This window comes from Pseudomonas sp. LBUM1679 (assembly GCF_059695565.1).
The window spans coordinates 2,310,519-2,326,032 of the sequence record NZ_CP166774.1 but is presented as its reverse complement, the minus strand read 5'-3'; the positions used below and the strand labels follow the sequence as shown (position 1 = coordinate 2,326,032).

Annotated in this window: 10 protein-coding genes and 3 pseudogenes; 9 read left to right on the top strand and 4 right to left on the bottom strand. The window is 58.7% G+C overall.

Annotated features, from left to right (window positions below):
• Window positions 1-226: 226 nt before the first annotated feature.
• Window positions 227-1,561 carry an alginate export family protein gene (locus ACA062_RS10800; protein ID WP_497456347.1) on the top strand — a complete coding sequence of 445 codons (1,335 nt, stop codon included), beginning with the start codon at window positions 227-229 and terminating at the stop codon, window positions 1,559-1,561.
• 104 nt (window positions 1,562-1,665) lie between these two features.
• On the opposite strand, the pseudogene ACA062_RS10795 reads toward ACA062_RS10800, so the two are convergent.
• The 3 genes and pseudogenes from ACA062_RS10795 to ACA062_RS10785 form a co-directional block, all read right to left on the bottom strand.
• A pseudogene (locus tag ACA062_RS10795) lies at window positions 1,666-2,199 on the bottom strand (methyl-accepting chemotaxis protein); the annotation flags it as partial.
• Between the two features lie 555 nt (window positions 2,200-2,754).
• A complete protein-coding gene (locus ACA062_RS10790; protein ID WP_497456346.1) occupies window positions 2,755-3,705 on the bottom strand; it encodes a p-hydroxyphenylacetate 3-hydroxylase reductase component in 951 nt (316 codons plus the stop codon).
• Window positions 3,706-3,781: 76 nt separating this feature from the next.
• Window positions 3,782-4,951, bottom strand: a complete 1,170-nt coding sequence (locus tag ACA062_RS10785; RefSeq protein WP_497456345.1) for a p-hydroxyphenylacetate 3-hydroxylase oxygenase component — start codon at window positions 4,949-4,951, stop codon at window positions 3,782-3,784.
• Between the two features lie 431 nt (window positions 4,952-5,382).
• On the opposite strand from ACA062_RS10785, the gene ACA062_RS10780 reads away from it, so the two are divergent.
• The 8 genes and pseudogenes from ACA062_RS10780 to ACA062_RS10745 all read left to right on the top strand — a co-directional run.
• Complete coding sequence (locus ACA062_RS10780) at window positions 5,383-6,342, top strand: response regulator transcription factor (RefSeq protein ID WP_497456344.1); 960 nt, start codon at window positions 5,383-5,385, stop codon at window positions 6,340-6,342.
• Between the two features lie 124 nt (window positions 6,343-6,466).
• Entirely contained in the window at window positions 6,467-7,348 is an 882-nt protein-coding gene (locus ACA062_RS10775; protein WP_497456343.1) for a transporter, read from the top strand.
• 14 nt (window positions 7,349-7,362) lie between these two features.
• The gene (locus ACA062_RS10770; protein ID WP_497456342.1) at window positions 7,363-8,520 is read left to right on the top strand and encodes an MFS transporter; all 1,158 of its coding nucleotides are present in this window, start codon (window positions 7,363-7,365) and stop codon (window positions 8,518-8,520) included.
• 18 nt (window positions 8,521-8,538) lie between these two features.
• Window positions 8,539-9,660 carry a class II histone deacetylase gene (locus tag ACA062_RS10765; protein WP_497457397.1) on the top strand — a complete coding sequence of 374 codons (1,122 nt, stop codon included), beginning with the start codon at window positions 8,539-8,541 and terminating at the stop codon, window positions 9,658-9,660.
• A 162-nt stretch (window positions 9,661-9,822) separates the two neighbouring features.
• Window positions 9,823-11,310, top strand: coding sequence for an aldehyde dehydrogenase family protein (locus tag ACA062_RS10760; protein WP_497456341.1), 1,488 nt, complete (start codon window positions 9,823-9,825; stop codon window positions 11,308-11,310).
• Window positions 11,311-11,490: 180 nt separating this feature from the next.
• Entirely contained in the window at window positions 11,491-12,501 is a 1,011-nt protein-coding gene (locus tag ACA062_RS10755) for an MsnO8 family LLM class oxidoreductase (protein ID WP_497456340.1), read from the top strand.
• A 583-nt stretch (window positions 12,502-13,084) separates the two neighbouring features.
• Window positions 13,085-13,797, top strand: a pseudogene (locus tag ACA062_RS10750) (transposase); the annotation flags it as partial.
• A pseudogene (locus ACA062_RS10745) lies at window positions 13,797-13,949 on the top strand (transposase); the annotation flags it as partial. The pseudogenes ACA062_RS10750 and ACA062_RS10745, both read left to right, overlap by 1 nt.
• A gap of 583 nt (window positions 13,950-14,532) precedes the next feature.
• Here ACA062_RS10745 and ACA062_RS10740 read toward each other — a convergent pair.
• The gene (locus ACA062_RS10740; RefSeq protein ID WP_497456339.1) at window positions 14,533-15,498 is read right to left on the bottom strand and encodes a 2-hydroxyacid dehydrogenase; all 966 of its coding nucleotides are present in this window, start codon (window positions 15,496-15,498) and stop codon (window positions 14,533-14,535) included.
• Window positions 15,499-15,514 lie beyond the last annotated feature (16 nt).

Sequence of the window (15,514 nt, the reverse complement as noted above, 5' to 3'; positions counted from 1 at the left end):
TCTCCGGCCCGTCCATGATGCGCCTGTCACCGCTACCTCACACTTTGCGCTGCACTCAATGCATCGTCTTGCTCATGTCTGCCGTCGCTTTTGTTGCAGCCTGCCATCTCCAGCGATGTGGCGAGCTGAGTCAAATCGCTGGCAGGGTCGTCAAAGACGCTCCGCCTCCGTCCCCCTGCTAATGGTCCAACTGCCTATGAGCAGCGTCCACTAAAAGGGGAAACAAATGGGGCACACCTCGCATCGTAGTTCAGGTTCATTTCTGGTCACCAGCATCGGCCTTGCGGCACTGGCGCTGACTCCTTGCTACGCATTCGCGTATGAGCTTTACTCCGACGCTGACACAAATGTGAACGCGAATTTTCTAGCGGTTTACGGCTTGTTCAACAGTCGCAAAAACTACGACGGCACCAATGGAGGCTCAGAGTGGCGCGAAGGGTTCATCAAGTATGGGCTGAGCGTGGACCGCACACTGGGTGAAGCGGGCACTGTTTACGGCACTGCGAATCTGGTCAGTTCTGGCACCTGGGGCGAGGGTGATGCCGCAGGCCTGACCGATGGGAGCGAAAGAACGACGAAATTCGATGAAGCGTTCGCTGGCTGGCGTTCGGGCGATTTGTTTCCCCCCTTGGGCAAGGATGGTATTGACGCCTCGTTTGGTCGTCAGATTATCCAGCTTGGTAATGGCTTCATCATCAACGACGACGGACTGAACTTCGGCAGAGGCATTGCCGATGGCGAGTTCAATCGCGGCGGAGCTTACTACCTCGCGGCCCGTCACGCATTCGATCAGACGGCAGTGCTGCGCCTTGGTGGCAAAGACGGCCTACATGGCAGCGTGATGTGGCTCAAGTCGGACAACCGCTCTCAGGCCAATACTGAAATGGCTGCAAGCACACTGGATTACACAGCTGCGCCCGGCACGCTTGAATTGACTTACATTCACGGCATTGATGTCGATGAGCGTTATGCAAGTGACTTCCAGAAACAACGCCAAGGGATGAACATCTATAGCCTGCGCGGGACCGGTGATGCAGGCATCAAGAATGCGCACTTCGGCTTTGAGTACGCCTGGCAGGACAAGGATGCCGGGGCAGAAAAAGCTTGGTACGCGGAAGCGGGCTACACCTTCGCCGATCTTCCATGGACTCCGGATTTGACCTACCGCTACAGCCGATACTCCGAAGGCTGGGACTCAATGTTCAATGGCTACAGTACCGGTTACGGGACTTGGTTCCAGGGTGAGGTCGCAGCCAACTATGCAGGTCCGTTCAACACCAACACCGGCATCCATCATGTCGCGCTGAAGGTGCATCCGGTAGAAGGCGTAACGGTTGGCGCGCTGCTGTTCGACTTCTCCACCTTGCACAAACAGGACAACCTCATTCTTGATGGTCAAGAGGCTGACCTGTTCGTTGAGTGGGCGGTTAACGAGCACCTGATCGTCACTCCATTGCTGGGGCTATATAAGCCGAAAAAGGACGAATCCAATGGCGGCAATCAAGTGGGAGGGAACGGAACCAACGTGTACAGCCAGCTCACCGTGGCAGTGCCGTTCTGATACACATCGGGGCAGTCGACTTGCTGCCCCTGACGCATGACCGGTCGCAGGATTCGCTGCAACGTGAACACACGCGCTCAGGCGCGGGTGTTCCGATCCTCGCAAAGCATGGTCTGAATCTGCTGGGTTGCATGTTTGGTACCGTCGGCAAGTTTTTTGACCTCATCGGCCACCACTGAAAACCCTCGCCCCACCTCTCCAGCCCTCGCCGCTTCGATGGCCGCATTCAGCGCCAGGAGATTGATCTGTTCCGCGATAGCCTTGATCACGCCGACCACTGTCGCGATCTGTGCATAAGTTGCCTGGCTGAGAGTCAACGACTGCTGGTGGCTGGTTTGAGCCGCACGTTCATCGCTGATATCACGCACCGCGCCCAGCACCCGAGTGAGGCGTCCCCGCTCGTCGCGAACCACACGACCGCGCTCCCGGCACCAGATATAGCCACGTAATTTGTGCCGCATTCGATACTCGAAAACGTACTCGCCGCTCCCCGTCGAAGCCACGATTTCTGCTGTGAAGACTGCAAGAATAGCTTTCAGATCATCGGGATGTGTAATACCAACCTGACTGTCCCAGCCATCGGGTAATTCGTGCGGGCTGTAACCCATGAGTACTCTGAACTGATTCGAGATTTTCATCTGGCTGGCCGGATCCTGCAGATCACCACGGGCCACACTGATATCCCATAACCCCTCGGTCAGCGTCGATTGCTTGAGCTCCCACATGCGAGCTTCATGCCTGTGCTCGTCGATCCGCTCCTGAGAGAAGTGGAGCCTGTCACGCAAGGACTCACCCTCCGCCGACAGGGTATGATTTTTTCTGTTGAGTTCAGTGATTTCTTCGCGACAGGATTGGAGCGCCCTCTCCAGCTCATCACACTTTTCATGGGCGGCGATGAGATCGGCTCGGCCTGCCCGACGCATCTCGTCGAGGCCGTTCAATGCTGCAAGTAATGTCGGATGAGGGGCAATGAGACTTGAATCAGCGGCACCCGAGCGTTCGCCCTGCCGAATCCGGTTGGCGATTGCCGCCAGTTCCTGGACCCATTGCGTAGTCTTTGTGAACATCAGCACACCCTTTGTTCGTTCGAGTTGGCTTCAACCAAGTTAAATGCCATTTCCCGACCCGAGGCTTGAACACACATGCCAACGCATTTGTCTGTCCATGCCCCGGCAATGGGCAAATTCGATCGATCAGCTCGCAATGATCGCTTTGAGAACGGTTTTAAACGTTTCGATCTGCTCGCTGGAAAACTGGCCGAAGACCTTGTCCTGTTGCTCACGTGCGATAGTCCAAAGCGCTTCGGTCTCGTCGACCCCCTTCACGGTTAGACGCACACGCTCATTATCGTCAGACACCAACCCTTTACGCTTGAGATTGGCGACCGCTTCCTCGATCTCACGCACAGGCATGGCCACTTCACGCTGTAGGTCCGTGAGTGCCAGCTCAGCATCGTTTTCCAGAACCATCAGCATCCGCGCCTCGCTGGTACGCAGGCCAGTGGACAGCTGGCGAGGTTGATAGCTCGCCTGATAAGCCCGCAAAGCCTGAGTCATCAGGTAGTAAATGTTGTGGCTCAACCGCCCCTGGAAGTGGCTGCTTGGCGGTTGGTCAACGTCACGCTTGGTCATGCGCGTGTGCGGCAGGACCATTGAGTAGGCACCCTGGTGATACAGCAAAGGGGAGCGACCGAAATCATCGAAGGCGACAACCTTACCGACCAGAATCCAGTGATCACCACCATCGAGTTGCTGGAATTTTTCGCAATGAAAGCGTGCAGAACAGTCGGCGAAAACCGGTGAACCACCCTCACCAGACTCGTATTCGATTTCCGCGAAACGATCTTCCTTCGGACGTGCGAAGTTGTTGGATAAATCGATCTGATCGGCCGCCAGTACGTTGACCGCAAAATGCGACGCGTCTTCGAATACCTGATGGCTGGTGGAGCGCTTGTCGATGCTCCACAGAATCAAAGGCGGATCCAGCGAGACGGAGTTGAAGCTGTTGGCGGTGACACCGACCTTGCGACCATCTTCGGCGGCAGCTGTGACAACCGTCACGCCGGTCGCAAAATTACCCAGCGCACGACGAAACGCACGTGAGTCAAAACCAGTTTCAATTACGGATTCAGGAACTTTGGACATGGGTAACTCCCGGGCTGACGAACCAGCCAGCCCTGATTGTTTTTATGAGATCACGCAAGCAATAAGGTGACGCTGATCAAACCATCGACGGGTCGGGCTCAAGACCCATGAGCTCACGACCCAGAATCTGCGCGCAGACGTCATAGTCGGTGTATGCGTGAGCACCGGTGAGGTGCGCGTCGCGGAACAGCCGCTGCAACTCATTGGTTTCGAACCAGGCACCACCGCCCGACGCCTCCATCAAACGATCCACCGCCTGAATGCACATCTTGGTGGCATAGCCTTGGTTGGTTCGCCAGAACGCCAGGGTCTCGCGGCTTGGGTACTCGTGGCGCTCGCTGTGTTCGGCGATTTCGTTCCAGCTTGCTTCCAGCAGCGCGCGGGCCGCTGCAACCTGGTGAGTCGACTCTGCCAGACGCATGAGCGCCGGAGTGGCTGCACCCACTGCTGCACCAGTGTAGGCACGGACACGGTTTCGGGTTTTCTCGCGGAAGACTGCCAGCATACGTTCAGCAATCCCGAGGCTTACAGTAGAAAAACCGCTGGCAAAATACGGGCGATAGGGGGCGTAAAAGATTTTGCTGTCAGGGTAAAGACCGAAGCCGACAGACTTGCCTTCCATCATGTCCTTGGCCTTCTGAATGCGGTGCTCGGGCACAAACGCATCCTTCACAATCAGCGTCTTGCTGCCGCTAGCGCGCATGCCGACTGCGAACCAGTCATCGCGAATCTCGTAATCGCTACGGGGAAGTACGGCGAAGCAATAATCCTGCGAGCCTTCGGTGTTATTACGACGGAATCCCATGATCGCCCATTCTGCATGGTCACAACCCGAGCTCCAACCCATCTCGCCGCTGAACGTCACGCCGCCTTCAACTTCTTCCGTACGACCAAAGGGCGCAATGCTGCTGCTCGCAGTTGCGTCAGGGTCATGACCCCAGACTTCTTCCTGCAGCTTTGGAGAAAACATAGCCAGCTGGTGGCTGTGCGTGCAGAGCAGGCTCATTGCCCATGCGGTGCTAGCGCAGGATCCGGCCAGTAATGCGATGCACTCAGCGAACTGTGGCAGGGAAATTTCCAGACCGCCGTACTTCTTTGGCTGTAGGGCATGGTGCATGCCAATCCCCTTGAGCAGGGCGATATTCTCGGCAGGAACGCTACGATCGATCTCCGCCTGGAAAGCGTTGCCAGCAATAGCAGGCAAAATGGACTTCAGATCTTCGAGCAGCGGGTTTGGCTTTTTCATGGTCTGGCTCATTATTATTGGAAGTGGCGATTTCTGTGTCGCGAGGCACCTCCTCGGATAGTCGAGGTGATGCTTTCTCTATGCAACAACAGAACCTTTCAATGAATTCCTGGCCAGTATGCCTTTACCCTCTACTGCTAAAAATGCACGTTCCAAATGGAAGATTGTACTTTTCATAGCCTCGTTCATCTGAGAAAGCCATGCCCGATCTTTACGCAAAAAAGCACCTGTACGGCCAACTGACAGTGGCTGTGCCGTTTTGATGCATCAGCACCCGAGACGCGCCTGCTCGCCCCATCCTCCATCTGCAGGATGGTAACGCCGACACCGCCGGCCAATACTGCGAGCACAGGCCCTGCCCAGTCGTAATGACAGTTGGCCGACATGTTTGCTGCGCCCAAAACAACAATACAGCGCGCGAGGTACACACTATGAGCGATGACGCCATCCGCCTGCTGAGCGCCTTCAGCGCCGCCGTGCTGGACATTCAGCGCCTGGCCCAGAGCCAGCCGATTGAAGACTTCCATGACCAGATGTTCACCCGCCTGCAGGCACTGATTGCCTTCGACAGTGCATGGTGGGGGCGTGCGGCGCTCGTCGACGGCATTCCTCAGGATCATGATTCACACTTGTTCCACCTACCTGCCAATTACTTGGCTGACTGGCAGTCGATCAGCCACGACGACGTCACCATCGCCCGCGTGCACCAGATGCCCGGACATGCGGCGATTATCGACATGGGCACCACTCCCGGCCTGGCCTGGCTGGGTGAACGACACCAGATTGGTCAATTGATGTGCGTGATGGTTACCGACCCGGTGACGCGCCTGAGCGAACACTTGACTCTTTACCGTTGCCCGGGCGCAGCACTTTTCGAAGTCACTGAATGCGCACTGCTGGACAGTTGTATGCCACACCTGAGCGCCGCGGTATCGGCCAACCAAATCCGCGCGTTGATCGCCATGCGCGAAACGCTCTCACGCCCGAGCACCCTCGCCCTGGCTGTGTGTGACGGTCATGGCATCCTGCACTGTGCCGAGCCCGCATTCATCGAGTTGATCCTAAGCCACTGGCCCGGCTGGGTCGGTCCGGGCCTGCCCATAACGGTGCAGGCTGGTCAATTGCACTGCAATCACTTACTGCTGGACCTCAGCCCGGTAGCTGGCCTTTTCATCCTCACAGCCCGGGCGCAGACAGCGCTGCAATTGCTTAGCCCGCGCGAATACGAGGTAGCCCGCGGCTTCGGTGACGGCAAGACCTACAAACAAGTCGCTCGGGACCTGGGTGTGGCGCCCAATACCGTACGCCATCACATCCGCTCCATTTACGCCAAGCTTGGCGTTCAGGACAAGGTCGGCATCGCGCAGCTGTTGCGCAACGACACAGACTGACGCCCAACCCAGAGCTTTTTCGGCCGCTCGATATCGCGCGGCCAGGGCAACCTTGTGCCCGAAAACTGCCGTCAACTCAGCACACGGGGCCTGTCCCCGCGAGATAACCAACAAGAGCTAACTCATGATGAAGGCAACCCTTTTAGCAAGCACTTGCACGCTGGCCCTGACCTGCGGTTTGTCCAGTACATTCGCCAACGCGGCCGACCTCAACGCTCGGGACTTTTTCAGCGCTCCGGTCGGTACCAGCTTGGGCGTGTTTTACCTGCCCATGTCCCGCGATGACGACTACAAAGGTGCAGCAGATACCACCGGCAAGGCAGATCTGAAAACCACTGCCTTCGCCTGGCGCCAGCTATGGTTCACCGACGTCTGCGGCACCCTGTGCACACCGCAATTCATTATCCCTTTTGTCGACATCGACGCACGGTTACCAGGGGCATCCCAACGCAGCGGCGAAACCGGCTTCGGTGACCCACAGGTGGGCGGCACACTGTTCTTCATCAATGACCAAGGCACCCGTACCTACAGCGGCCTGCTGAGCCTGATCACCCTGCCGGTGGGCGAGTACCACAGCCAGAACCCAGACGTTTCCCCCGGCGCCAACCGCTGGGCCGGGCACTTTATCTACAACTACACCCGTGGTATCGGGGAAAAGTGGGTGCTGGAAGCCAACCTCGAGGCCCAGGTGTACGGCAAAAATGATAACTACCTGGGTACCGACCTCAAGCAGGAGCCGCTGTACCGCTTGCAGGCCTTTGCCTCCTACGATTTCACCGCCACCACCTACGGCGTGCTGCGTCTGGTCCAGTCCGACGGCGGCGAACTGCGTATTGGCGACCAGCGCATCGAAGACACGCACCAGCGCAATACCCAACTGGGTGTCGAGCTGGGTCACTGGTTCGACAAGCGAAATCAGGCCCTGATCGCTCTGACCCAAGACGTGAACACTGACAACGCCTATCACGGCAACCAGGCGTTGATACGCCTGGTTCACGTATTTTGACCGAGGATCTGACAATGACCGCATTGCTTGATACCCGCGCAGTCACCAGCCTGCGCCAACGCTATAGCCAACTGGCCGCCATTGTGGTGCTTTCGGCGATCACCCCTGCACTGCTGATGACTGCCCCTGCAGTGGCCACCCAATTGGCTAGCCAGTGGGGATTGGGCCCGGCGCAGATAGGCAACCTGTTCATGGTAGAACTGGGCGCCATGAGCTTGGCCACGCTGCCAGGGTTCTACTGGCTAAAGCGCGTGAATCTGCGCCGGGCCGCCGTAGTGGCAGGGCTGGTGTTCATCGCCGGCAATGCCCTGTCCGCCCTGGCCACCACCTATCCCTGGCTGATGGCCCTGCGCTTCGCCACAGCCCTGGGTGGTGGCTCGCTGATGATCATTTGCATGAGCTCCGCTGCGGCGCTGCCCAACGCTAGCCGCGTCTATGGCCTGTGGGTACTGGGCCAGTTAGTCCTGGGCGCCCTGGGACTTCAGGTGCTGCCCCTGTTGTTCACGCAACTGGGGTTGGCCGCCTGCTACGCCAGCCTCGCTACCCTGATGATACTGGCCTTGCCTCTGGCTCTCGCGTTTCCCGCCAGCCTGCCACGGCCTGATCACCAGCACGCCGAAACGCTGCACAAGGGCAAGGCACTGCTGGGCCTTGCGGCGGTGTTTTGCTTCTACCTGAGCTTGAGTGGCGCGTGGACTTTCATGGGGGCCATTGCCGCGGCGGCCGCTATCAGCGCTCCCGACAGCGGCCAAGTACTGGCCGTCGCTACGCTGCTAGGCATCGCCGGCGCCGCTAGCGCCTCACTGCTTGGCGCCCGGGCTGCCAAACGCCTGCCTCTGCTGCTGGGCTATGGCGCCATGGCCGCTGCAGTGCTGTTGCTGGACGGGCGCCCGACGCTGATGCGTTTTGCCGCCGCAGCCCTGCTGTTCAAGTTCACTTGGACCTTTGTGCTGCCCATCGTTCTCGCCAGCATCGCCCGCATCGACCCCAGCGGCCGCCTGATGAACGCCACCAATTTGGTAATTGGTGGAGGGCTCGCCTTGGGGCCGGCCTTGGCCGGGCACCTTATCGAATCCAGTGGCGACTACCAGATCACGCTGGTCGGCGCCGCGGCGCTTTGCCTGCTCTCACTGCTGTTGGTACTAGCCAGCCGCGCTCCCACTCAAGCGTAATCAGGAGTAAGCAACATGATGAAAGACACCACGGCCTTTTTCTTCGACGAACTATGTCTTTGGCACAGTGCTGGGCTGCATGCCCTGACTGTGCCGGTGGGCGGCTGGATACAACCACCCGCCGCGGCCGGGCATGCCGAATCACCGGAAACCAAGCGCCGCCTCAAAAGCCTGATGGACGTATCAGGCCTTACCGCGCAGTTGGCCGTGTCCAGCGCGCCGCCAGCCAGCGGGGAAGAACTGTTGCGAGTGCATAGCCCATCTTACCTGGCACGTTTTAAGGCCATGAGCGATGCCGGCGGCGGCCTGCTCGGCCCCCATGCCCCCATCGGCCCCGGCAGTTACGAAATTGCCGCGCTGTCCGCCGGGCTGGCCATTGCCGCTGTCGACGCCGTGCTGATGGGCGAAGCCCGCAACGCCTACTCGCTGTCGCGTCCACCCGGGCACCACTGCCTGGCCGACGGAGCCATGGGCTTCTGCTTCCTGGCCAACATCCCCATCGCCATTGAGGCTGCAAAAGCGCGCCATGGCCTGGGCAAGGTCGCCGTGATCGACTGGGACGTGCATCATGGCAATGGTACCCAGGCGATCTACGAGGAACGACCCGACGTGCTGACTATTTCCCTACACCAGGAAGGCTGTTTCCCCGCCGGCTACAGCGGCCTGGAGGACCGCGGCACCGGTTTGGGCCGCGGCGCCAATCTGAATATCCCGCTGCTACCGGGCAGCGGCGACGATGCCTACCGCTATGCCATGGAGCAATTGGTGCTACCGGCTCTGGAGCGGTTCGAGCCGGAAATTATTATCGTGGCCTGCGGTTACGACGCCAACGCGGTCGATCCACTGGCGCGCATGCTGTTGCACAGCGAGTCGTTTCGTGCCATGACCACCATGCTGCGTGACACCGCCGAGCGCCTTTGCAGAGGGCGCCTGGTACTGGTGCATGAAGGCGGCTATTCGGAAGCCTACGTACCGTTCTGCGGGCTGGCGACCCTCGAAGCTTTGTCCGGTATACGCACACCCGCCATCGACCCAATGCTCGAATTTATCCAGGCTCAGCAACCCAACGCCGGTATGCAGGCCTACCAGCGTGCCGTAATCGACCAGCAGGTGCAGGCCCTGTCCAACTTCCAACACTGACCCCTCTCTGCGACAGCCCCAACTCTGGCGCGTAGAGTCATGGCCGTTGACAGGCACAGGCAAGAACGCCTGCCACCGGCCACGTATTCTGGAGCAGACCATTCCCTATGCAGCACTGTCCTTTTTATGGTGGTGCTGACTACTTGCCTGAGGGTTTCGCCCATGAGCGAAGTAACACTTCTTCCCGCGGTCAGCGCCTTTCTGCAGCGCGATCACGGCCTGTTCATCGACGGCGGATACGTCGCCAGCAGCCATCCCGACAAAATCGAGGTTAGCAACCCGGCCAACGGCCAGGTCATCGCGCGCGTCAGCGAGGCCGCCCAAGTCGACATTGATGCCGCGGTGGCCTCGGCCCGCGCCGGTTTCAAAACCTGGTCGCGCACCAGCCCCGCTACCCGTGCCAGCGTACTGTTCAAGCTCGCCGACTTGATGGAACAGCACCGCGAGGAACTGGCCCAGCTGGAAACCTCGCAGTCGGGCAAACTGATCACCATAGCCCGAGCCTTCGAGGTGGACCAGGCCGCGCACTTCCTGCGCTATTTTGCCGGCTGGGCCACCAAGATCACCGGCCAGACCATCACTCCATCCCTCCCCTCCTTCGCCGGCGAGCGTTACAGCGCCTACACCCTGCGAGAACCGATCGGTGTGGTGGTAGGAATCGTACCGTGGAACTTCTCCACCATGATTGCCATCTGGAAACTGGCATCGGCCCTGACCACCGGTTGCAGCATCATCATCAAGCCCAGCGAGTTCACCCCGCTTACCATCCTGCGCATCGCTGAACTGGCGGTCGAAGCCGGGCTGCCAGCCGGCGTCCTCAACGTGCTGACCGGCACCGGCAGTGTCGGCAAGGCCTTGATCGAGCATCCTGGCACCGACAAGGTGTCCTTCACCGGCTCCGTGCCCACCGGTATCGCCGTGGGCCAGGGCGCGATGGCTGCCGGCTTAACACGTGCCACTCTGGAATTGGGCGGCAAAAACAGCGTCGGATTCCTGCCTGATGTCGACTTGGAAAAAGCCGTCAACGGCGTGATCGAGGCAGGCTTCCTGCACTCCGGCCAAATCTGCGCCGCCGCCGAGCGCTTCTTCGTCCACCGCTCGCAGATTGAGCCCTTGGTAACGTTGCTTGCCGAGCGCCTGTCGGCCCTGAAGATAGGCTCGCCGCTGGACGAAACAACCCAGTTTGGTCCCGTGACCAACAAACAGCACCAGCGCAAACTGGAACAATTCTTCGCCACTGCCCGCGCCGAGAACAACCGAATCGTATGCGGCGGCAAGCTGCTCGAGGGCCCTGGCTGCTACGTCGAGCCAACCATCATCCTGGCCAACTCAGCCCGAGACACACTCCTGAACGAAGAGACATTCGGGCCGATCGCTACCTTCTTTCCATACGACACCGAAGAGGAGTTGGTCGAGTTGATGAACGATACCCCCTACGGCCTTAGTGCCAGCCTTTGGACCAATGACCTCTCCACCGCGATGCGCCTTGTACCGCAGATCGAAGCCGGCACGGTGTGGGTCAACATGCACACCCTGCTGGACCCGGCCGTGCCGTTCGGCGGCGTCAAGGCTTCGGGCATCGGTCGTGAATTCGGTGCAGCCTTCATCGATGATTACACCGAACTGAAGTCGGTCATGATCCGCTATTGAAAAGTACAAGCCAGGCTGGCTAAAAGGCATTCTCCGAAGCCCTGACGCCCCCTAGAATCTCACCTAGCCAGACTGGGAACCGCGCATCCATTTCAGGTTCTGGCGCTTTCTCATTGCTTCAGCCACGCTTCGGCGTGGCTTTTTTTTACCTGCATCGGCCTGCTGGATCGAGTATCTCCAATGAAGTTGACCGTCATCGACCAAACCCCCGTGCACGGCGATCGTCCACCCCATACTGCACTACAGTCATCGGTGGACCTGGCCGTGGCGTGCGACCGTTTCGGCTACCACCGTTACTGGCTGGCTGAGCACCACAACAGCATACAATTTGCTGGCCCCGCACCGGAAATACTGGTGTCGCGCATTGCAAGCGCAACCGAGCGCATGCGTATTGGCAGCGGCGGGGTCATGCTCAGCCACTACAGCCCCTATAAGGTCGCCGAGACTTTTGCCGTACTGGGCTCACTGTTTCCCGGGCGCATCGACTTGGGCATCGGCCGCGCACCAGGCGGTAATCATTTGAGCAGCGTTGCCTTGGCAGTGCCCTCTCGCCTGGGCGACGAGGATGTTTTTCCACGCCAGGCGACTGAATTATGCGCGTTCCTGCGTTCAGGCTTTGACAGCAGCGATCCGTTCGCCGGTTTGCGCTGCCTGCCCAGCCCCGTCGAAATGCCAGACCTGTGGATGCTTGGTTCAAGCGGTGGCAGTGCTGGGCTAGCGGGCGAATTGGGCATGGGTATGGCGCTAGCGCGCTTCATCGCTCCGCAGCTCAGCAGCCCTGCCATCTTCGACGATCACGCGACCGCCTGGGCCGAGGCAGGTCATCAAACCACTGCGCCGCGCCTACTAGCACTGGCGGTGATCTGCGCGCCCACTGACGAACAGGCCAGGACCATCGCCGCTACGGCGGTATACCGCAAGATGATGGCCGGCCGCATTCCCCGCGAGGCCTTGCTGCCCCCGCTGGAAGTCGAGTCCAGACGAAAACGCATGAGTACCACCGACCGGGAAGAATACGATCAGACCCTGGATAACATGATTGTCGGTTCAGCGGACACTTGCCGCGCGCAGATTACCCAACTCGCCGAGCGCTATGACTGTCACGAGATTGGACTGGTGACTGTCACTCACGCCTATGCCGATCGCTTGAATAGCTACCGGCTATTGGCTGAGGCACTGGAGATTGGCTAATCCATCCTTTGGGCTATGGCGCCGCAGGTGGGATAAACGGAAATTCCTGCAAGCGACAAAAGCAAATACCACCCTGCCCGCGGTGCGGAACAATGGAGCAAGTACCATGCAGGGCAGTAATGGGCTGGTGTCAGTATCTGCGTTCACGATCGCTAGCGTATATGTGCGAGGGCCGGGGTGGATGCGGAGACGAGTTTTAATGTGCTCGCCGTCAACATGAAACGGGTCATGAAAACATCGGTGCTCACGCCTTGGTGAAGGCGCTGTCGGCATAAAAATGCTTATTTTTGAGCTATTTCAAGAGCGGTAAAAACAACGCAGGCGTATTCCAAGTGCGACTGATACGACCCGCAACATTGACCACATGATCGCTCAACGAACAAGTGTCCGCGTGTAAAGCGATACAACCCCGTGATCGTTTTTACACACTCTGTGCCGATAGACTGCACCTTTCGGAGCGTTGCAATCGCCCCAAAAGCGGACGGTGGTGACAGGCAGAAATCGGCCGATTCTGTTGAAAAAGTAGCTCCCCTGTCTGGCCTGCGGCAAAATCTCTACATTGGCCAGCAGGGAAGCACGCAGCATGATGGGACAGTTATCGAGTGGGCAGGAACGACTGTTTTACTCGTTCAACCTTGAAGATCACATCCCCGCCAATCACCTTCTGCGCAGCATTGATCAGTGTCTCGATCTGAGCGACCTGCGCCATTACCTCGCCGATTTCTACAGCCCGATTGGGCGTCCGTCGATTGATCCTGAGCTGATGATCCGCATGCTGATTGTGGGCTATTGCTACTGCATTCGCTCAGAGCGTCGGCTGTGCGAAGAGGCCCATTTGAACCTGGCGTATCGCTGGTTCTGCCGGTTAAGCCTTGAAGATGAAGTCCCCAATCACTCGACGTTTTCCAAAAATCGACACGGCCGTTTTCGGGACAGCGATCTGTTTCGTTGGCTGTTCAATGAGGTGCTGCGCCGCTGCATGGACGCAGGGTTGGTCAAGGGCGAAGGCTTCGCCGTGGACGCCAGCATCATCAAAGCGGATGCGAGTCGGCAGCGCGGTGTACCGGGTGATGAACCGGTCAACTGGAGCGATCCGGCCCTGAGACCCGCGCCGTGCGTGAGTACCTTGAGGCACTTGATGAGGAAGCTCTGGCCGAAACGCTACCGAAGCGCCTATCGCTGACTGATCCTCAAGCTCGCTGGACCGCAGCTCCAGGTAGCCCAGAGTTCTACGCTTACTTCACGAATTATCTGATCGATACCGAGCACGGTGTCATCGTGGATGTGGAACCCACCGTCACGAACGTAAAAAGGTCGAAATGTTGTTTGCCCACCTCAAGCGCATCCTGAAACTGGATCGTTTGCGACTACGTGGTATGAGTGGCGCGACCGATGAGTTCACGCTGGTGGCTGCGGTACAGAACCTGCGTCGACTGGCCAAACTTACATCCACCTGCCACGGGATAGGTGCGTGTGCACGAAGCAAAAAACCTAAAATTAACCCAATAACAGAGCAGCAAAGGTCAACGAAGAGCCGAGAAACCACTGAATGTGGTGAGTAGGTTCTCCAATGATGGTCGTGCTTGAGTTCAGGCCAGCTGAAAATCCGACTTTTTCAACAGAATCGGCCGATAGCCGCAAGGAAACCTGCACACAACCACGCTGCGCGCCCTCAGCGAGCAGGAAATGGAGAGTGTGTTGAGCGAGCTGCAGTGACGGTGTGTGACAATGCAAAACCCATCTGGGTGGGCGTGAACGTGACGGAAGGGAGGCGGCGCACCATCTTTTGTTACGTGCGCACGATTCGTACCTCGACGGTGTTAATGCGCCATGAGTCAGTAGCCCAGCGCAGCAGCAATGCTGGTGCAATCCGTTGGCGTCGCTCCCGGCTATGGCTTAACCTTAAACACTGGGCGGATTTGCAGAAGACCCTCGGTTGGGACAATGCCGAGTAAACCAGAGGACTTCAACGGCTTCTCCTGCGGCGTCCAGAACCTGGCCGCCTCTCCAGATACTCATTCTAGTGATCTTCTAAACCACCCGATCGGGTGGTATCTGCCCCGATAAGGCGCAATTAAGATTGTCCGCTGCCGTGCGCGCCATCAGTGCCCGCGCCTCGCGGGTCGCCGAGCCGATATGGGGCAACGCCGTCAGGTGCTTCAGCTCCATCAGAGGTGAGTCGCCCGGCAACGGTTCTTGGGCGAATACGTCCAGCCCGGCCGCACGAATGCCGCCCTGTTGCAGCGCATCGATCAATGCAGCTTCGTGCACCACCGGTCCACGGGAAACGTTGAGAAAGATGCTGTGCTCGCGCATCAGTGCAAACTCCCGGGCACCGATAAGGTGGTGGGTTGCATCCGACAACGGTACGCAAACACAGACGAAGTCCGCCTCAGCCAGCAGTTGGTCGAGCTCCATATGTTGCGCGCCCAACTCGTGTTCCAGCGCCAGTTTGGTGGAGTTGCCGCTGTACAGAATCGACATGCCAAAACCAAAGTGCCCGCGCCGGGCAATGGCTGCGCCAATCCGCCCCAGGCCAATAATGCCCAGGCGCTTGCCGTGTACATCGGTACCGAACATCGAATCGGTTATGTTTTTTTCATGCCATTGACCCTGACGCACCAGATCGACCATTTCCACGGCCCTGCGCGCAGCCATCATCAACAGCAAAAATGCGGTGTCGGCGGTGGTTTCAGTCACGGCGTTCGGTGTATTGGTCAGGCGGATACCTCGTTCACGCAGGTAATCCAGGTCGTAGTTGTCATAACCGGCGGAAACACTTGCGATAACTTTCAAGCACGGCGCACGGTCCAGAATCGCGCGATCCAGCTTGAGACTGGCCCCCATCAGCGCATCGGCCTCGGCCAGGGCGGCGAAGAAGCGCGCTTCGTCAACCCCCAATGGGTCAACACAATAGGTGACGTTGTATAGGTTTTCGAGCTCGGCCAGCACCTGCTCCGAAGACACACGGCTGAAGATCAGCAGATTATGTTTCATGTTCACTCCGATCGAA